13 protein-coding genes and 3 pseudogenes are annotated in these 18,954 nt (G+C 69.7%); 9 read left to right on the top strand and 7 right to left on the bottom strand.

Annotated features, from left to right (window positions below; genetic code table 11):
• Positions 1-57: 57 nt before the first annotated feature.
• Positions 58-1,053: an alpha/beta hydrolase gene (locus B5557_RS02190; protein WP_079657504.1), complete on the top strand. Its 996-nt coding sequence runs from the start codon at positions 58-60 to the stop codon at positions 1,051-1,053.
• Positions 1,054-1,338: 285 nt separating this feature from the next.
• Here the strand turns inward: B5557_RS02190 and B5557_RS02185 are convergent, their stop codons facing one another.
• Positions 1,339-2,559, bottom strand: a complete 1,221-nt coding sequence (locus B5557_RS02185) for a metallophosphoesterase (protein ID WP_079657503.1) — start codon at positions 2,557-2,559, stop codon at positions 1,339-1,341.
• Between the two features lie 322 nt (positions 2,560-2,881).
• Between B5557_RS02185 and B5557_RS44725 the strand changes: the two genes are divergently transcribed.
• Positions 2,882-3,145 carry a hypothetical protein gene (locus B5557_RS44725; RefSeq protein ID WP_231976220.1) on the top strand — a complete coding sequence of 88 codons (264 nt, stop codon included), beginning with the start codon at positions 2,882-2,884 and terminating at the stop codon, positions 3,143-3,145.
• Here B5557_RS44725 and B5557_RS02175 read toward each other — a convergent pair.
• From B5557_RS02175 to B5557_RS02160, 4 genes are all read right to left on the bottom strand, one after another.
• Positions 3,129-6,197, bottom strand: coding sequence for an FG-GAP-like repeat-containing protein (locus B5557_RS02175; protein ID WP_079657501.1), 3,069 nt, complete (start codon positions 6,195-6,197; stop codon positions 3,129-3,131). The two genes, B5557_RS44725 and B5557_RS02175, sit on opposite strands and share 17 nt — an antisense overlap.
• 518 nt (positions 6,198-6,715) lie before the next feature.
• Positions 6,716-7,840, bottom strand: a complete 1,125-nt coding sequence (locus tag B5557_RS02170; RefSeq protein WP_231976219.1) for a S8 family peptidase — start codon at positions 7,838-7,840, stop codon at positions 6,716-6,718.
• Between the two features lie 432 nt (positions 7,841-8,272).
• Complete coding sequence (locus B5557_RS02165; protein WP_079657499.1) at positions 8,273-9,361, bottom strand: hypothetical protein; 1,089 nt, start codon at positions 9,359-9,361, stop codon at positions 8,273-8,275.
• Between the two features lie 268 nt (positions 9,362-9,629).
• Complete coding sequence (locus tag B5557_RS02160; protein ID WP_079657498.1) at positions 9,630-10,124, bottom strand: GNAT family N-acetyltransferase; 495 nt, start codon at positions 10,122-10,124, stop codon at positions 9,630-9,632.
• Between the two features lie 225 nt (positions 10,125-10,349).
• On the opposite strand from B5557_RS02160, the pseudogene B5557_RS02155 reads away from it, so the two are divergent.
• From B5557_RS02155 to B5557_RS02140, 5 genes and pseudogenes are all read left to right on the top strand, one after another.
• Positions 10,350-10,750: pseudogene (locus B5557_RS02155) on the top strand (class I SAM-dependent methyltransferase); the annotation flags it as partial.
• On the top strand, positions 10,738-11,151 hold the full coding sequence (locus B5557_RS02150; RefSeq protein WP_079657497.1) for a VOC family protein: 414 nt from the start codon (positions 10,738-10,740) through the stop codon (positions 11,149-11,151). The pseudogene B5557_RS02155 and the gene B5557_RS02150, both read left to right, overlap by 13 nt.
• Positions 11,152-11,379: 228 nt before the next feature.
• Positions 11,380-11,526 (top strand): annotated as a pseudogene (locus B5557_RS44715) (IS256 family transposase); the annotation flags it as partial.
• 207 nt (positions 11,527-11,733) lie between these two features.
• A complete protein-coding gene (locus tag B5557_RS02145; protein WP_079657496.1) occupies positions 11,734-12,318 on the top strand; it encodes a dihydrofolate reductase family protein in 585 nt (194 codons plus the stop codon).
• Positions 12,315-12,728, top strand: a complete 414-nt coding sequence (locus B5557_RS02140) for a VOC family protein (protein ID WP_079657495.1) — start codon at positions 12,315-12,317, stop codon at positions 12,726-12,728. The genes B5557_RS02145 and B5557_RS02140 overlap by 4 nt, the downstream gene beginning before the upstream one ends.
• Positions 12,729-13,286: 558 nt before the next feature.
• On the opposite strand, the pseudogene B5557_RS02130 reads toward B5557_RS02140, so the two are convergent.
• A pseudogene (locus tag B5557_RS02130) lies at positions 13,287-13,769 on the bottom strand (SDR family oxidoreductase); the annotation flags it as partial.
• Between the two features lie 191 nt (positions 13,770-13,960).
• On the opposite strand from B5557_RS02130, the gene B5557_RS02125 reads away from it, so the two are divergent.
• The gene (locus tag B5557_RS02125; RefSeq protein ID WP_079657494.1) at positions 13,961-14,860 is read left to right on the top strand and encodes a phosphotransferase enzyme family protein; all 900 of its coding nucleotides are present in this window, start codon (positions 13,961-13,963) and stop codon (positions 14,858-14,860) included.
• A gap of 404 nt (positions 14,861-15,264) precedes the next feature.
• On the opposite strand, the gene B5557_RS02120 is transcribed toward B5557_RS02125, so the two are convergent.
• On the bottom strand, positions 15,265-16,689 hold the full coding sequence (locus B5557_RS02120; RefSeq protein ID WP_079657493.1) for a family 43 glycosylhydrolase: 1,425 nt from the start codon (positions 16,687-16,689) through the stop codon (positions 15,265-15,267).
• 693 nt (positions 16,690-17,382) lie between these two features.
• On the opposite strand from B5557_RS02120, the gene B5557_RS02115 reads away from it, so the two are divergent.
• Positions 17,383-18,816, top strand: a complete 1,434-nt coding sequence (locus tag B5557_RS02115; protein ID WP_079657492.1) for a glycoside hydrolase family 43 protein — start codon at positions 17,383-17,385, stop codon at positions 18,814-18,816.
• Positions 18,817-18,954 lie beyond the last annotated feature (138 nt).

Here is an 18,954-nt window from a genome sequence, read left to right as displayed (position 1 = left end):
CGCTGGCGGGGCTGCTCCAGCGGTCCGGCTGTGACGAGAGAAGGGAAAGGTGAGCCGTTGAATTCCGAGCCCGCAGAGGGCCGAGGCGGGTCAGAACGCCCTGCTGTCGTCCTCGACCCCCTGGCGCAGCGGCTCGTCGACGCCTGCGCCGCCCCGCCCTACCTGCACCAGCTCGGACCGGCCGACGGACGGCAGGCACTGCTGGAGATTCAGGGCCACACATTCGACGGCTTCGGTCTGGACGCCGAGTTCCGGGTGGCGCCGGTGGGTCCCCGCGGGCTCGTCGGCTTCTGGTTGTTCCGGCCGACGCGGCCGACCGGCCCTCTTCCCGTCGTCGTGTACCTGCACGGCGGACGGTGGATGCTGGGCGACGCCCGAACCCACGCGCACTTGATAGGCGAGCTGACGGCCACGAGCGGCGCCGCCTTCGTGGTGCCCGAGTACACCCGCACCCCGGAGGCCCGCTACCCGGTCGCCCTGGAGGAGTCGTACGCGATCCTGACCGCGGTGCTGGAGCAGGCCGACGCCCTGGATCTGGACGGCGGCAGGCTGGCGCTGGCCGGCGACTGCGCGGGCGCGACCATGGCCGCGGCGCTCACCATGATGGCCAAGCAGCGAGGCGGCGCCCGCATCCGCGCACAGCTGCTCTACTACCCGATGACCGACCCGCACTCCGCCACCCCGTCGCGGGACGAGTTCGATTCCGGCTACCTCCTGACGCGTGAGGCTCTGGACTGGTACTGGGACCAGTACACCGACGACGCGAGCGAACTCGCCGAGCCGACGGCCTCGCCCATGCGCGCAACCACGGCGGACCTCGCGGGACTGCCTCCCGCCCTGATCGTGACGGCGGAGGCGGACATCGTACGGGACGAGGGCGAACAGTACGCCCGCCTGCTGCGACAGGCCGGCGTCCCGGTGACCGCCGTCCGCTACCTGGGGACCGTGCATGACTTCGTGTCCCTGATTCCGCTGCGGGACAGCCCCGCTGCCGTGGCGGCGATCAGACAGGGCGGCCACTTCCTCAGGGATGCCCTCGCCGATCGGAGCTGAACGGCCGGATCGACGGAGGGATCGACCGGACCGCCCGGCACGTGGCCGGCCGCCGTCGCCCGGCGGGGCCGTCGTTGCGCGCGCCATCGTGGCCGGCCACGGGCCGGGCGGCCGGTCGGCTCACCGCGCCGCACGAGGGAGCGGCCGTGGATGCCGGACCGCGATCGGCCACGGTAACCGCCTGCGGTGACGTGTCCGCCACCGTCGTCCCGCGCAATGAACTCGAGCCCTTTCTTCTCGCTCACGCCCGAGGCGTTGCGGCTGTATGAAACGGCCCGCCCAGGGCTACGGCGAGGTGGGCGGGTGCGGGGAGCGGAGCACGAGCAGGGTGATCTCGCTGGGGGCGAAGACGCGGAACGGCGGGCCCCAGAAGCCGGTGCCGCGGCTGGTGTAGAGGAAGGTGCGGGTGCCGTGGTGGCTGAGGCCGGCGACGACGGGCTGGTCGATGCGGACCAGGTGGTGGAAGGGCCAGATCTGGCCGCCGTGGGTGTGGCCGGACAGTTGGAGGTCGATGCCTGCGGATGCCGCCCGGTCGACGAACTTGGGCTGGTGTGCCAAGAGCAGGACGGGTAGGTCGGGGTCGGCGCCGTTCAAGGCTCCGGCGAGGTGGGCGCGGTGGCCTGCCAGGCCGGAGGACTCGGCGGTGACGTCATCCACGCCGGCGACCACGAGGGTGTCCCCTCCGCGTTCGAGCAGCAGATGGCGGTTGCGCAGCGGTTCCCAGCCCAGCTCGTCCATCAGGTCGACCCAGCCCTGGGCCTCGGTGTAGTACTCGTGGTTGCCGGTGACGTATACCCGGGCCCGGGAGGCCCGCACGGTTCCGAGCGGGGCGGCCTGGGCGCGGCGGCGTTGGGCCGTGCCGTCCGCGATGTCGCCGGTGTGGCAGACCAGATCGGCTTCCAGAGTGTTCACCGTCTCGCATACCCGTGCCGACCAGCGAGCGCGATCGAGGGGGCCGTAGTGGGTGTCGGTGATGAGGACGACGCGGGTGCCGTCCAACCCGGCACCCAGCCGCGGGAGTTGCACGTCGAGTCGACGCACACGTGGCACGCGGCGGGCCTCGGCGTACCCCCAGGCGAGTAGTGCGACGGTCACGCCGAGGACGGTCCAGGTGACGACGCGGGCCCGGCCCTGACCGTCCTCGACGCCGGCCACGGTCAGGGCGAGCCGCAACAGGACGCCGAGCAGAACGGACCACGTGAACAGGACCCAGCTGCTGCCCAGCAGGGTGTCGCCGATGATCGCCGCCCAGTCCTGCTGGCGCCGGCCGTGGCCGCGCACCATCGCGAGCGGCATACCGATGAGGCCGAGGGCGAACAGGGCGGTGCCGACCAGCGTGACAGGCAGCGGCCAGTGCTGGCCGCCATACAGGAGCACCCAGCAGGGCACGGCCCACAGCAGGACGGGGGCGATCAGGGGGATGTAGCGCATAAGGCGGTGCAGTCGGCTCTGCCGCGGAGCATGCGCTTCACCCTCGGCGGGCCGGGTGTTGCTGGTGTTGGTCATGCTTCCCTCCGTGACCAGGCTGCCATCTCGCGCACTGTATCCGGTCGCCTTCGGCCCGACCGGACCGGCGCTCATGGGCGACCCCTCGGGGGCGAAAGGGTTTCTGCGGGAGCACTCCGCAACAGGGAGTTGATGTCTCCCGAGTTGGGGAGGTCGTCATCAGGCCTCCTCCGCGCTGAACCTTCCGGAGCAGCGGCGCTCACCCCAGGCCAGGGCGGCCTGCTCCGGGCCACTCAGGGGAAGGCATGCTGTGGCTTGGACACGCGCCCCCCGCTCCGGACGGTGGTGAGCCCATGCGGAGGCCGCCGGGGCGGAGGCCGTGGTGCCGCTCACCGAGTGGACCGACTGCCGGGAGATCGACCCGCACGCGAGGGGCGCGGTCGTGGCCCAGCGCCAGATCGTCGACGGGCGGCACGCACTCAACCGCCGGGCCGGCCGTGATCACCGGCCGAGCCTGATCGCCGGTCCTCGTACGACCCTCGGCGCACGAACCCAAGCCAAGATCCGTTCGACGCCGGTGGCCGGCCAGGTCTCCAGCGTCGATCGGAGCTTCGTCATGCTGCGGCGCATCAGAAGACGCCCTTGAACGCCCCCCACCCCGTGGCGATCTTCACGGGGGCGCCGAACGATCCCTTCCCGTTGCCGGAGTAGCGCCAGACGTTGCCCGAGGTGTCGCGAGCGATGATGTCGGCCCTGCCGTCGCCGGTGATGTCGCCGACGCCGGCCACGACGTTGTACGACACCCCCCAGCCGACGGCAACCTTCACGCCAGCGGCGAAGCCGCCGGTGCCGTTGCCGGGGTAGCGCCACAGGGTGTTGGCCCTGTCCTGGACGAGGAGGTCGCCGCGACCGTCGCCGTCGAAGTCGCCGACGCCCACGATCTTCTTGTACGCCGACCAGTTCGGCGCGATGCGGACGCGCCCCGACAGCTTTCCCGTGCTCGTGCCCTTGTAGAGGAATACCTCACCCGTCGACGACTTGCGGGTGATCAGGTCCGCCAGGCCGTCGCCCGTGATGTCGCCGGGCGAGGTCAGCACGTTGTACTGGCCCCAGCCGGTGCCCAGGGAGGTGTGCGGTGCGCCGGGGGTGAAGGCCTGACCGCGCAGGGGCCGGTACACGCGCAGCTCGCCGGTGCCGAACCGGACGAGGATGTCGCCCTGGCGGTCGCCGTTCAGGTCTCCGAAGGGGACGAGGGTCACCGTGGACGGCCAACCCGAGGCGGATATCGCCGCGTTGAAGGCGCCCGCCCCGTTGCCGGGTCGGTAACCGATCACCCCGGACGCGGAGAGGGTCAGGGCGTCGCCGATGCCGTCGGGCGCCCGGGAGCCGCTGCTGGTGAAATCGTGGAGTACGGCGGATCCGGTGGACACGGACACCGTGCGGGACACGGTCAGCGGTGGACCGTAGCCGTCGGCGGGCGGGGCGGTGAGCTTGAAGGTGTACGTGCCGTTGGGCACGAGGGCGCCCGCCGTGTCACGCAGGGTCCATCGCGCGGTGAGCGCGCCGTCCACCTCGCCGCCGGTGAACGTACGGACCACCTGGCCCGAGGCCTTGCTTGTGAGTGTGGCCGTCCAGGAGGCGGCGGGCTTGGAGAGCAGCCCGCGCCACTGCCACCACGGGGCGGTGGCCGCACTGCTCTCGGCGGCGTTGTCGGTCGCGTCGGACTCGATGACGCCGAGCGGCTGGGTGGCGGCCCCGCTGGGCACCAGGTGGACGCGGCGGGAGGCGTCGACGTAAGCCACGGGCCCGCCGAACTTGTCCACCGTCCAGGCCACCCCGCGCAGGCTGGAGTCGCCCGCCGCGAGGTCGCCGATCTTGCGGGTGACGGCCGTGCCGTCGGCGAAGGCGGTGAGCAGGAGCACCCCGGCCGAGGTGTCGTGGCGCACGAGGTAGCCGTCGCCGAGCAGCGCCTCACCGGACGGCATGGGGATGTTCTTCTTCGCCGTACGGTCCCAGACTCCGGCCGCGGCCCCGGGGCCGCACGACCAGTAGATCCAGCGGCCCACGACCTGGAGCTCCTGGGGGACGCAGGGGGCGCCGGTGCTCACGGTGGCGGTCGCCTTGCCGGTCTTGAGGTCCTTGGCGGTGACCGTGCCGGCGGTGGCGCCCGGTGTCCACAGCTCGGTTCCCCACACCGAGGCGGCCGTGACGGAACGCGTGACGATGGGCCGAAGGTCGGTGTAGACGCCGAGGTCGCCCACGTACTGCCGGGCGGGGGAGGAGCCGTTGACGACCGCGTAGCGACCGGTGATGTCCAGGACGCTGCCGGAGGCCGAGGGAAGGTAGAAGGCGCCCGCCGTGTCGGAGCGGTCGATGGAGGCCACGGACGAACCGACGTAGGGGTTGGCGTCGGCGACGAATTCCACCGCGCGGCCGTCACCGGTGGCGTAGGGGCCGGCCTGCTGGTGCTTCGAGGTCCGAAAGACCGGCGCGCCCGGTGTGCCGTCGGCGGAGACCGGGCGGGTGTAGTAGGCGTTCAGGAAGCTGCTGTCGGCCTCGTCGGTGGCCAGGGTGCCGTTCTGCAGGGAGAGGTGGTCGATCCTCGCGGCGACCGGCGGGACGGCGGTCACCTCCGTCAGGGTCGGCGTGTCCACGCCCGTGTCGGTGACCTTGCGCACCGCCCAGTGGCCGGAGTCCGCGCCGCCCACGGCCAGCAGGCCGCCGTCCGGGGTCGGCGTGAGCGAGGTGCCCGCGTGCCGGAGGAGGGTGACCGGGTCGCCGCCCGCGAGGGGGACGGCGCTCAGCGGCTCGCCGGACTTGTCGACGAGGTTGCCGGGCTGCGACGGCACGGAACGGGCCACCACCAGCCAGCGGCCGGCGACGCCCAGCTGGGGAGTGCCCTCTTTGCCGGGCAGCGCGACCGTGGTCTCGGGGGCGGACAGGTCGGCCCGGTCCAGGACGTGCGCCGTGGCGCCGTACGCGTACCAGACCAGCCGGTCGGCGCTCAGGGCGACCGTGGTCGGCGCGGCGGCCACCGTCACGTCGGCGGTGACCTTCGCCCCGGTCAGGTCGACCAGCGCCAGGTGACGCGTGCTGCCGAGTATGTAGCTGAGGACGGCCGTGTCGCTGTCGCCGCCCAGGACGGAGAAGTTGGCGGTGAGGCCGGTCGGCCAGCCGTCGACGAGGGTGCCGTCGGCCGGTGCGCCGGCGCCGTACAGCCACAGCACACGGTTTCCGTCGGCGTCCCGCGCCTGGGTCAGCACATGGGTGCCGTAGGTGGCCCAGTACGTGCCATGGGTGATCGCGACGTCCGTGGTGGTGCCGGCGGCCATGTCCCTGAGGACGACCTTCCCGGTACGCGAGACGACCTCGGTCACGACGTCGGAGGACGATCCGAGGTTGCCGGGGATCGCGGACTGCGAGAGGGCACCCAGCTCGGTCGTCGTACCGGTGCCGTACGACGTCCACAGCAAGCCGGAACGGCCCTCCTGGGCATGCAGATAACCGCTCGGGCCGGCGGAGTGGATGAGGTCCCGGCGTGGGACGTAGCGGTCCGACTGGAAGACCTTCTCCGCCGGGGGAGGGGCGCCGGTGCTCCCGTCCGCGGCCGCCGGGGCGGCGATCGGGAAGGGACCGGAGGTCACGGCGAGGACCGCGAGCGCGGCCACGACGAGACGGGCGGGGGTACGGCGGGCCACACGGCCTCCAGGATCAGGAGAAGGCGTCGGAATCAGTTCGGTGGGTCGGCCGCGCGCAGCCCCTGGGGCGCCGGGCGTGCGCCGGGTCGGGGTCGTCGGCGACAGACGTGCCACGGGAAGCGGCGCCGCTCCGCGGGCCGATGACGTCACCACGGAACAACTCCTTCGCACGCCGGACAGGGCAGATACGAGATCTGCGACCACCCGTGCCTGCGGCAGTCCGCGGCCGGACAACGGTCAGGACGGTCGGCGGCAGACGTGCGGCGGTGATGTTCGCTCCCCCGGGCACAGAACGTACACAGCGAGAGAGCCGAAAACACACACCAGGTCTTTATGACATTGGCAAAAAGTTCTGAGAGCCGGTCAATTCGGTTCCTGGCCTGCGGTCCTGACCTCGCAGCGGCCGCCCCTCGGACACTTCCGGTCGATCTTCGGTGCCCACGTGTACGAGCAGCCCCACCGGGTTTCAGTGGGACGGGGCGTTTGGGTGACCGTGCGACCGGGGCGACAGGGGCAGGTCAGAGGCCGCCGGTGTTCAGCAGCCGGTTGGGGGTGTCGGGGCGGACATCGTGTACGACTCCGCGGGTGGCCGTGTGGTCGAGCCAGACGTGGACCTCGTTGGCGGTGGCGTGGGGGTGTGCCGACAGGTACAGCGCGATCACGCCGGTCGCATGCGGTGCGGCCCAGGACGTGGCCCCGTCGTTCTGCGTGACCGTGCCACCGCCGGCGAGGGCGGCGGTCACCTTCTGGCCGGGGGCGTACAGGTCCACGCACCGTCCGTAACCCGATCCGTAGGAGCCCCCGTCGCTCCACGCGCGGTCGTTGGCGGTGGAGGCCGCCACGACGATCGTGCCCGGGACGCCGGCGGGGGAGTGCTTGCAGGCGTCGTCATGGAAGTTGCCGGCCGACACCACCGTCGGGATCCCCGCGTCGACCATCTTCTTCACGGCGGACTCCAGGGCCGCCGACCGGTGGTCGAGGTTGAGCGACATGTTCACCACCGCAGGCTTCTGAGCGTGCGCGGTGACCCAGTTGACCGACTTCACCAGGGCCGCCTCGGCCGCCGCCGGGGAGCCCCCGCCCTCGCTCTCGCACACGATGCCCTGCACCCGTACGAGCTCCGCCTTGGGCGCCACCCCGTACTTCGCCCCGCCGATGATGCCCGCGACGAACGTACCGTGGCCGGTCCCCTCCTCGTTGAAGCAGTCACCGGAGTCCTTGGGGCCCACGAAGTCCGCGCCGAGGTGGGCGCGTCCGCCGAACTCCTTGTGGGAGATGTCCATCCCGGTGTCGATCACATAGACGTGCACGCCCTTGCCCGTGGCGGTGGTGGTGAACTTCCCGTTCAGCGGCCGCGACCGCTGATCCAGAATGTCCAGGTTCCACGGCACGTGCCGGGTGATGGGCGACGCCGCGGCCGGGGCAATCCCGGACAACTTCCCCACGGCGCCGGGAGTTGTCGGCGCTGAGCCGGACGAGGCCATGTCTGCGGAGGGCCCCACGGACTCCCCCTTCCCCTGTGCGGCGAGAGTTCCGCCGCTCTTCCCGGCCGCCGCGCCGGCTTCCCCGCCGCAGGCCGAGGCCCCCAGCAGCGTCACCATGGCCGCCGCGATGAGACCGGCCTTCGTCACGTTCCGCGTCACAACGTCCCCCACATGCCCGTTTCGTACACAGTCAGCGCACAAGACGACCACAGGGGGCGAGCGGTTGCAGCGGGGTGCAGCCGACGATCGATTCCGTTGCCGCGCGGCGCCACCGCCAGAGCGCCCCACCTCAGTGACCACTGCGGCAAACCGGCCTCAGCGGGCCCGACGGAAAGTATCCCCACATGTGAGGCTTGCCACCGGCGGGCGTTCGGCGAGGGCCACCAGCGCGTGGCGGACTTCCCAACTCAGTTGGAAGAACCGGCCGCTGGACCGCCCGCCGTCGAAAGGCATACGTGGGGAAGAGGCCGACGGCCACAGGACGGATCGTAACTGGTGGTGGCGCCGCGCGCACCACGAGCGCCAGCCCTCTACTGACTTCCTCTCACCTCGACGGGACGGAGAGCGCCTGGTGTTCTGTGGCTGGGAGGCCTACCGCGCCACCACCGTCACGTACTCCGTCTTCTTCACCCGGCCGTGATGGGCGACGATCGTCACGGGGTAGCGGCCGGGCTTGATATCGGAGCGGACGGTCGCCGTGCCGAAGAAGCGCGGGTCGTCGCCGTCGGCGCCCTTGCTGTCGTCGTGGCGGAGGTGGACCGTCCCGGTGAACGCCGGGGAGGTGGCGGTCAGCCGCGTCTCCTCGCCCGGGTCCGGGCACTCGTCGTGCCACATGACCGCGACCTGACGCCCGGCGCCGACCCGGAACTTGTGCGTGTCGCCCGAATAGCCCTGGCTCGGGTCGTAGAACTCAGGGCCGTACGCCTTGCCCAGGTAGTCGCGGTCGCCGGGCCGGGACGCGCGGACCTTCAGGCGCTTCTCGGCGATGCGGCGGCCGTGCGGGCCGTACAGCTCGAAGGTGTACGTGCCGTCCGCCAGGACGGGCTTGAGCTCCGGCCGCGCCGAGAAGGCCCGCGGGTTGTAGAAGTCCATATCCGGGTCGTGGACGAGACGCACGGGCCGGGGCAGGGCCGCGGATCGCACGGTGAAGTCGGTGCCCCGCTCACCGGGGTACAGGTCGTCGAATCCCATCCACACCGGCTCCCCCGGCCGGGTCACGTCCTGCGATGCCGACAGGGTGAAGGAGGGCCGCTGGGATCGTACGACCTGGATCCTGTCGTGGGCCACGGTGTGACCATGGACAGCGACCATCAGCGGATACCAGCCGGGCTTGTCCGTCATCTTGAGGGTCGCCACGGCCCAGTAGTGGTCGCCCTCCCATCGCAGGCGTACCGGCCCGCTCAACGCGGGCGACTGGGCGGTCACCGCGTCGCCGCCCTGCGCATGGCTGACGCCGTAGAGCATCATGTGGACCAGTTGCCCGGGGCGGGCATCGGTCTGGCCGTTGAGGATCAGATCGGGCTTCCTGCTCGGGGCCCTGGAACTGTTGGCGGCGGTGGATGCGATCTTGTGCGCGGAGGCGCCCGTGCTCGGTGCCGCTCCGGCCGTGCTCGCCGCAGTGGCGCACCCGCACAGCATGAGACCGGCCGCCGAGACGGCCACGGCTCTGGACCAATTCATCGTTTCCCCCGTAGGTCGGTCACCCATAAAGAGGGCGAAACCGCACTGCTGGTTACCTTCGCCGGCGAGAAAGACGCGAAATACACCTTCGTTGGCCAGGCTGCCGCGCGCCTGCCGGCCAACGCCCCCTGTTGTGCGCCTGGTGAGGTTGTCGGTGGGTGGGACCCGCGGCCAGCGCAAGATCGTTGGTCTTCGCACGGCGGTGATCGGCGATGGCCGCAGACTTTCCGCAGCCTTTCCGCAGCCCACCCACGAGCAAGGTCGAGGTCTATGGCTTGAGGTCGCACCGGTACCAGGTGCCTGGCTTGCCGCCGAGATCGGCCGGGGTGGCAGGGCCCGTCGGGACGAAGCCGGTCTTGGCCAAGACTCTCTGGGACGCGGCGTTGTCGTGGGAGGTGGCCGCCCGCAGTGTGCGCAGGCCGTGCGTCGCTGTCGCCACCCGGCACAGCTCCCGGACGGCCGCGGTCGCCACACCGCGGCCGGCGACCCGCTCCGCGACCCGGTAGCCGAGTCTGGCAGTGCCGTCCTCCAGGTCGTACAGGTTGAACCTGCCGAGCACCGAGCCGTCCTCGGCGACGAGTACGTAGAAGGCGCAGATGCCGGCTTCCTGCTCGGCCAGCGAGGCGTTGTACCGGTCGGTGAACTGGTCGAAGAAGCCGTCGCCGCGGTCGGAGATCGAGGCAGTGAAGTAGGCGCGGTTCGCCAGCTCGAAGGCCAGGACCGCCGGGGCGTGGCCGGCATGCAGCGGCTTCAGCTCGGGCATTGCCCGACTCTATCCAGGGCGTGCGCTGAGGCCACCTGAGTTTCCGCCAGTGGCAGACAACCCCAAGGCCAAGACGCATAACGATCTATGGCTGGAATACTGAAATGATCACATTTCATGGGGCCGGGAGATCTCACGGACGATCAGCGGGCGACAGCGAACGGTCCCGGCGCGGGCGACGTACCTGCGGGCGTAGTCGGCCTTCAGGCGCCGGAGACCGGGCGGGAGATTGCCCGGCTGTTCGAGGAGGACACCGCCGCGCCACTGGACTTCAAGGCTTTAGTGCTGCGCCGGGAGCGGGCCGTCGCACGCTGCGAGCGGATCATCGTCGCGGTGGATCTGCGTGAGGACCGGCCGGGCGCGCTGGCCGCCGCAGGGCACGGTGAAATCGAGCGCTTCGGCGCGGACGCCGTACCGGGATCGGCGGCGTCCCTGTGGGTCTCGGAGATGCCCGACGACCCGGTGGGCTGGCCGGGCACGGCTGGGAGGCCACCGGCCACACCTGCGCGAACGCGCTACCGCCCACGGCCGCCCGATCAGCACCCCGCCGCAGGGGCGGGGAACGGCCCGGCGGACTGATCCGGCTCGTTTGTTCTTGTGGCAAGATCGCGGGATGCTACGACTAACCGACTTCATCATCGATTGCCCGGACACCATGAAGCTGGCAGCCTTCTACTCCGAGGTGGTGGGGCTCCCGGTCAAGGAGGGCAGTGACGAGAACTGGGCCGGTATCCGGTTCGGCGAGATCGAACTGGCCTTCATCCAGGTGGAGGACTACCACGCCCCGCAGTGGCCCGACAGCGAGCACCCCAAGCAGTTCCATCTCGACTTCGAAGTCGACGACATCGAGGCCGAACAGCGCCGCGTCCTGGCCCTCGGCGCGACCCTGCAGCGGGACTGCATCGACCCCGACGGCTACGGTTTCCGCGTCTACACCGACCCCATCGGCCACCCCTTCTGCCTCTGCCGCAACAGGGGTGTCATCTGGACCGACCAGGGCCTGATCTGGCCCAAACGCGACCAGTAGGCGATGCCGGTCGCGGTAGTCGATCGGGTAGAAGGCGGCCGGCCGGCCGCCACGACTGCCGCGCCTGCGCCGGTGACCGGCATGGTCAGCAGGAATGGTGCAGGCGACCCGGCGCCGCCGCAGGTGGACGCGGACGGCGCGAGAGGAATACGCCTTGTCGGCGCGGACCCGCTGCGGCCGGGTCACGCGGGGCCTTCGCCTTGACGATCCCGGCGGCGGTGGTGACCTGTCAACGCCAAGCGCGTGGACGAGGCGACCGGGGAACGCAAGTGGTGCACCTCAGCGATACTGCCGCCCTCGTGTCGCAAGTCTCCGAAGATCAGCGAGCTGCTTCCGCTGCTCGCCCGGCACGGCCCGTCGTCGGGTGATTTCGTGCAGTGCGACCGCCGCGCTTGCCGTGGTCTTCAAGCTCGTCGAGTCAGCCCGGCCTCCTACCGCAGCTGATCGACTGCTCTGGATCCACGCCTCGCCAGGGCGATGAGTTTGCCTGCTGCCTGGAGTCTTCCGCATTGACGCTCCCGCCCTCCCGAAGGGGCGAGAAGCAGAGCATCCCCATGCCATGGAGGAGAGAGGGAGGCCAGAATGCGCAATCCGATTCGGCTGTACATGTCGATGTCGCTCGACGGCTACGTCGCCGGTCCGGACGATCGACCGGGCCAGGAGCTCGGACGCGCCGGTGGACGTCTTTTCAACTGGCTCGACGACCGGGAGTCCGACGGTCCCAGCGGACAGGTCTATCGCGAGGCGCTGGCGACCGGCGCGGTAATCTCCGGCCGTCGGACCTTCGAACTCGCCGGGCGTTGGCAGGGCGACCATCACGACGGTGTGCCGATCTTCGTCCTCACCCACCACGTGGATGACGGGGACGTGCCACCCGGCCACGCGCGATTCGTCACCGACGTCGAGGACTGCGCCCGTCAGGCCCGCGCGGCCGCCGGGGACCGGCCGGTCATGGTCCATGGGGCGGGCGCGGCCCAAGCGCTCCTGCGAGCCGGGCACATCGACGAGATGGAGATCCACCTGGTGCAGGTCCTCCTCGGGGACGGCCGACGACTGTTCGACCACCTGGGCACTGATCACATCGAACTCGACCTCGTCCGTCGGCTCGACGATCGAGACGTCACGCACCTGCGCTACCGGGTGCGTCGACCCGGGGAGGCCGCGTGAAGACACTCTTCGTCTCCTACCGCGTCACCGACCTGGACCGCTCTCTCGGTTTCTACACCGCCCTGGGCTACGTCGAGCTGGGCAGGGTCCAGGGCGGCGACGCGGGCCACCTCGTGATCCTCAAGTTCCCCGGCGAACCGGCGGCCTCGCTCGAACTGGTCCACCGCCCCGTCGGCGGACGCGTCGACGTGGGCACCGGTTTCGACCACCTCGCGATCCAGGTGGACACCTTGACCGCCACCCTGAAGCGGCTGACCGACGCCGGCCTGGCCCCGGGACCTGTCGAGTACCCCGGCGGCCCTCGCGGCCCGAAGACGTCATGGCTCACCGACCCGGATGGCTACCGCATCGAGTTGGTGGAGTGGCCGCCTGGACACCCCGACGGCATCACCGCCGCGGACTTCTCCTGAGCGGTCCGGTGATCCGGCGAGCGGAGTCAAGAAGCTTCACTTCGGCACGGGCGCGACGCAGCCCGAGGCGCCTGGGCGGACGGGCTGGAGGGCTACGTCGTCGTCGACGACGCGGCCGGCGTCGTGGTCGCGGGCGGCAGCGGCGGCCTGAGGAGGAGATCCTCCGCACCCGGCCATGGACCGGCCTTTCGAACTCACCCCACGGAGCCTGAAAAGCCCCCAGCTCTGAATCGGCACCGCTGTAGCCGGAAGTGATCGATGGCGGGCCCAGAGTGCGGGCCGCGGTCGTCGAACGCATCCGACAGGCGGTAACCGAACTCGGCTACGTACCCGAGCAATTCGCCCGAAGCCTGGTCGCCCGCCGCAACAACGCCGTCGCCGGCATGGTCACCGAGCCGCAGAACGGGCTCTTCGTGGACCTGTATTGCGAGCGAGGAGCCGGACGACAATCCGCGCGTCGGAAACGTGCGTCGACGCCGACAACCGCGGCGGAGCCAGGGAGCCCTGCGCGTACTGCGCGAGCGCGGGCGCCTTTTGAAACGTAGTCGAGTCGGCCGATCAGCCGACGAAACCGCCGTTGCTCTTCAGCAGCTGCCCGTTGATCCACTGGCCCTGCGGTGAGCACAGGAACTCCACGAGTTGAGCGGTGTCCTGCGGGCTGCCCAGACGCCCCAGCGGCGTCTGACGCAGTACGTGCTCCCGGATGTCGTCGGACATCCAACCCGTGTCCACCGGTCCCGGGTTGATCACGTTGGCGGTGATCCCGAGGTGGGAGAGTTCGTGGGCGGCTGCCAGGGTGATGCGGTCGAGTGCACCCTTGCTCGCCCCGTAGGGCAGGTTGCCGACGGTGTGGTAACTGGTGAGGCTGATGACGCGTCCGGTTCCCGCAGTCCCCTGGAAGCGACGGCCGTACTCGCGGATCAGCAGCCAGGTGGCACGCGCATTGACCGCGAAGTGGCGGTCGAAGCTCTCAAGCGTGGTGTCGAGCAGGCCGGAGTCGACCGACTCGCAGTGGCACATCACCAAGGCGGTGACTGAGCGTCGCCTGGGCGCCCCTGCCATGCGGGCACGGCAACTCAATTCCTACGGCCCGATCCACAAGTGTCGACAATTACGCCACGTGCCCTGCCCGTCGGGCCACCGCTACGCTCCATCGACGACTTGGTATGGTGCGCAGGCTGCATCACTTGGAGTCATGGCAGCGCCCATAGGGGGAGAGGGGCCACGCGACGATGCAGGCGTCAGAGGTCTCGCGTGCGGTGGCCGCGGTCATGTGGATCGCCTCCTCCCTTGGCCTGACAACCGACGACGCGATCGTTCTTCATGACTCGAACAAGCTCACTCTGCGTCTGCTGCCTTGTGACGTCCTGGCCCGGGTGGCACCTGTGGCGCATCAGGTCGCACAGTTCGAAGTCGAGCTTGCTCAGCAGCTCGCCGCATCCGGGTGTCCTGTGGCCGCTCTCGAGTCTCGAGTGGAGCCACGCGTCTATGAGCGTGACGGCTTCGTGGTCACGCTATGGACCTACTACGAACCGGTGACACCTCGAGAGGTCTCGCCAGGCGACTACGCCAATGCCCTCGAGCGGCTGCATGCCGGCATGCGCGAGCTCGATGTCCCGACGCCGCACTTCACGGATCGAGTCGAGCAGGCCCAACAACTCGTGGCGAACCGCGACCGCACTCCGGCGCTCGCCGACGCGGACCGGGAACTGCTCGCCGACACGCTACGAAGCCTGAGAGCAGCGATCGGCGAGCGCGGGGGCGGCGCCGAGCAGCTGCTGCACGGCGAACCGCACCCGGGCAACGTACTCACCACGAAGAACGGGCTGCTGTTCATAGATCTTGAGACGTGTTGCCGTGGGCCCGTCGAATTCGACCTCGCCCATGCGCCCGAAGAAGTCGGCGAGCACTATCCAGGTATCGACCAGGACTTGCTGCGCGAGTGCCGGATCCTCGTGCTGGCGATGATCACAACGTGGCGCTGGGAGCGAGGCGACCAACTCCCCAACGGGCGGCGGCTGGGCGCAGAGTGGCTCAATCAGATCCGCGCAGCAGTCGATCGCAACGACGCGGACACTCCCTTACGAGCTGGTGCACGGTTGGCGGTGAGACGTCGAGGCCTTGATGGTTGATCATGGTCGGGTGGTGGGGAACGCGCCGCGTGCAGTGATCATCAGCAACCGGCGGATCACGGGCCTGACGGCCGGAGTGATTGCCGAACTCGTTGGCGAATCCGGCCGTGTGGCCCTTGCCCTGGATGCAGCGTTCGTAGCCGTGGAACGAGGTGTGACCGGGGATCCAGACGGCGTCGACGTCCACGGTCTGGCGGATGCCGTAGGAGTAGTGGGGTTTGACGTGAACGCGGTCGGCTGTGTGGCAGTGCTATCGGCGCGTGGACGCTGATGGCGCGGGCACCCTCGCGGACCTTCTGGCCGCGCGAGAGGCCACTCCCCGTTGATGCGGCGTCCGTCCTCCCGGGAGACTCGCCGACGGGGTCCGCCGGAGCTTCCCGAGAGGTAACGGTCGCCGCTGTGGCTCACTGGGTGTAGAAGGTGGCGTCGGCCCGGTCGGTCGTCGTGCTGAGGGTCTGGACGTACAGCAGGTAGTCGTAGTGGCGGATGTAGCGGCCCGGGAGGTTGTACGCCTCGTACGAGACGGCGGCGGAGTCTGCGAGGCCGGCCCGGGCGGTGAAGGAGGCGTCGGACGCGAACTGTGCCGTCCCGTCGTTCTTCTCCACCCACACCTCGTAGTTCTTGTGGCGCAGGAAGTAGCCGGGGAAGTTGGCCGACTCCAGGGAGACGGTGCCCGTGCCGGCCAGACCGGTGACGACCCGGAACTGCGAGTCGGCCAGCGGTGAGACGTTCGCCTCGATCTTGGCGCGGTAGTCCCAGTGCCGGACGAACCGGTCGGGGAAGTTGTAGGAGGAGAGCCGGATCGGGGTGAGACCGTCGGCGACCGGGATGCCGAAGTCGGGCGTGCCGTCGGCCTTCCAGTAGATCTTCTGGACGCGGGTGCGGCGGTTGGGGTCGTTGAGCGGGGAACCGGTGATGTCCTTGTAGCCGCGGTCGTGGTAGACGAGGATGTCCGACGTGCCGTCCTCGGAGACCGTGAACTGGTTGTGCCCGGGGCCGTACTGGCTGGTGGCGGCGTTGCTGGCGAAGACCGGGCCGGCGCTCTTGGCCCACGACGAGGCGCTCAGCAGGTCGGCCGAGGCGGACGCGGTCAGCATGCCCATGCAGTAGTTGGCGTCGGTGGCACTGGCCGAGAAGGTCAGGAAGACCTTGCCGCCCCGCTGGATCACGGCCGGGCCCTCGTTGACCGTCTCGCCTCCGGCGGTCTCCCACGCGGCGGTCGGCCTGCTGATCATGACCGGTGTGCCGGTGATGGTCCAGGGGCTGGACATCTGCGCCAGGTAGATGTTGGTGCCGGGGCCGACGGCCGGGTCGTTCTGGGCCCAGGCGAGGTAGCGGGTGCCGTTCACGGCGAAGGTCGTCGCATCCAGGGAGAAGGTGTCGAGCGGCAGCGCGATGCGCCCCTTCTCCGTCCAGCTCCCCGTGATCGGGTTCGCGGCGGTGCATTGCAGGACGTAGGGCCGGATGTGCCAGATGTCGTTGGCATCACCGGCGGCGAAGTAGATGTACCACTTGCCGTCGATGAAGTGGATCTCCGGGGCCCAGATGTGTGCGCCCATCGCACCGCCGGCGTGCTTGGTCCAGATCGTCGTCTCGGCGGCCGAGGACAGCCCCTGGATCGTGGTGGCACGGCGCAGCACGATCCGGTCGTACGCCGGAACCGTGGCGGTGAAGTAGTAGAAGCCGTCGGCGTGCCGGTAGATGTGCGGGTCGGCCCGCTGCTCGGCGATGGTGTTCGTGTACGTCACACCGGGGGACGTGGGCACGGCGGCGTGGGCGGTGCCGGCCGAGACACCGGTGACGGTGGCGGCGGCCGAGCCGGCGATCAAGCCGAGGACCGATCGACGGGTGAGCGCAGGCCTCACGGAGTACTCCCTCTGGTGCGGGCGGCGCAGAGAAACCGTCCACTCAACTTCCGGTATTTCGAACGCCGTTCGTGAATTCGGCCAGAACATAAGTCCTGCGCTCGCCCCCGTCAACGCTTTGGTCAAAGAAGCATCCGGCGAGTTGGTCGACGCCCGCCGCGAAAGGTCCATGGGTTGTCGGATGTATTGACGCATGCCGATTCCCCCACTTAATGTCTGCCCGATTCTACGAACGTTGTTCGATATGTCGCACTACACGGCCGGTCGGCTCTCGATTGACTGGGTCGGCAACTCGGTCACTGCCGCTGATATCGCAGCATTCCGAAGGCCGCCACCGCCCTGCCGGACCACAGACAACAGGAGCCCTCTGAGAACAGGAGCCCTCTGAGAAAGGAGGCCGAAGCCGCGCACGAATGAAGCACTTCGTGGGCGCCGAAAACGCCGTCACACCACAGACACACCGGCTCCCGTGCCCGGGGCCGCCATCACCACGGCGATACGCACCGCACCCCGGGAGACACACCGTTGCCCGGATCCGCCCCCCTTCCGGATCGTGCGGTAACCGTCCTGTCCCACCCCCCACCGAGACGAGCTCCCCCGCCACCCCGCTCTTCCCCTCTCCCGACGGTGGCACCTGCACGAAGACAGGAGATCCACATGTCCGCGCTCCGCGCCCGGCTGACGGTGATATTGCTCGCCGCATGCCTCCTCTTCGCCGGCCAGGCCCTGACCACACCCCAACGGGCCGACGCAGCCGATCCCGGTTACCTGATGGTGCACTTCACCGGTGAGGGGGCGACCAACCAGCAGATGTACCTCTCGCACAGCACGGACGGCCTGCACTGGAACGACCTCAACGGCAGCGGGATGGTCCTGCGCTCCACGGTCGGCACGAAGGGGGTGCGCGACCCCGCATTCGTGAGATCCCTCGACGGCAGCAAGTACTGGATCATCGCGACCGACCTGTGCATCGGTTGCGGGCAGGACTGGAACGCCGCCATCAACAACGGCAGCCGCAACCTGGTGGTGTGGGAGTCGACGGACCTGGTCACCTGGTCGCAGCCGTGGCTGCTCAACGTCGCCGGCGCCATCCCCGACGGACGCAACGCCTGGGCGCCCGAGGCGATCTTCGACCGCGAGACCAACGACTACGTCCTGTACTGGGCGACCAACGTGCCCCTCGACGGCAAGACGAAGCACCGCATCTACTACGCCCACACCAGCGACTTCCGCACCATCACCACCCCGCAGACCTACATCGAGCGACCCGGCACGCAGGAGATCATCGACACCCAGATCATCGAGACGCCGGCCGGAGTGGGCAACTACCGCTACGTGCGGGCCTCCGGTGACGGCCAGATCACCCTCGAGGGCAGCAACTCCATCCTCGGAACCTGGACCCGGCTCGGCGACCTCTCCGGCATCGGCCTGACCGGGTCGATGGTCGAGGGCCCGATGTGGATGAAGTTCAACGGCACCAACAAGTGGGCCCTCTACCTCGACCAGTACGCCTCCGGCGGCGGCTACATGCCGGTCCTGACGACCGACCCGTCCAATCCCGCCTCCTACCAGAGGCAGGCTTCGGGAAGCTACAACATGGGCGGCACGAAGAAGCGCCACGGCTGGATCATGAACCTGACCGCCGCCGAGGAGAGCCGCGTCCTCGCCCGCTGGCCCAACACCCCCGCCCAGCGGCTCCAGTCGTACAACTTCCAGGACCGGTACGTGCGCCAGACCAACTTCGACGTGCGCATCGATCCCAACGTGAGCCCCGCCGAGGACGCCCAGTTCCGGCTGCGCCCCGGCCTGGCGGGCACCGGCACCGTCTCCTTCGAGTCGGTGAACCACCCCGGCTACTTCCTGCGCCACTTCAACTTCGACTTCCAGCTCGCCCACAACGACGGCACCACCCAGTTCGCCGCGGACGCCACCTTCCGCAAGGTCGCCGGCCTCGCCGACGCCGGCTGGTCGTCGTTCCAGTCGTACAACTACCCAGACCGCTACATCCGCCACTACGCCTACGAGCTGCGCCTCGACCCGATCACCACGGCGACGGGACGCGGCGACGCCACCTTCCGTGTGACGAGCTGACCCCACGTCGACAGGGATGTGGGACGCGCTGACGACACCGGGATGCGACTGCTGCCGGCCCTGGTCCGCCAGGGGGGGGCGAGCGGCAGCACTTCCCGGAGTACACCGGCGGCGCCCGGGTCTGCGAAGCCCAGCTGA

Source organism: Streptomyces sp. 3214.6 (assembly GCF_900129855.1).
Lineage (GTDB): Bacteria > Actinomycetota > Actinomycetes > Streptomycetales > Streptomycetaceae > Streptomyces > Streptomyces soliscabiei.
Note: the sequence above shows the minus strand (reverse complement) of the source record. Positions and strands in the feature narration are given on the sequence as shown.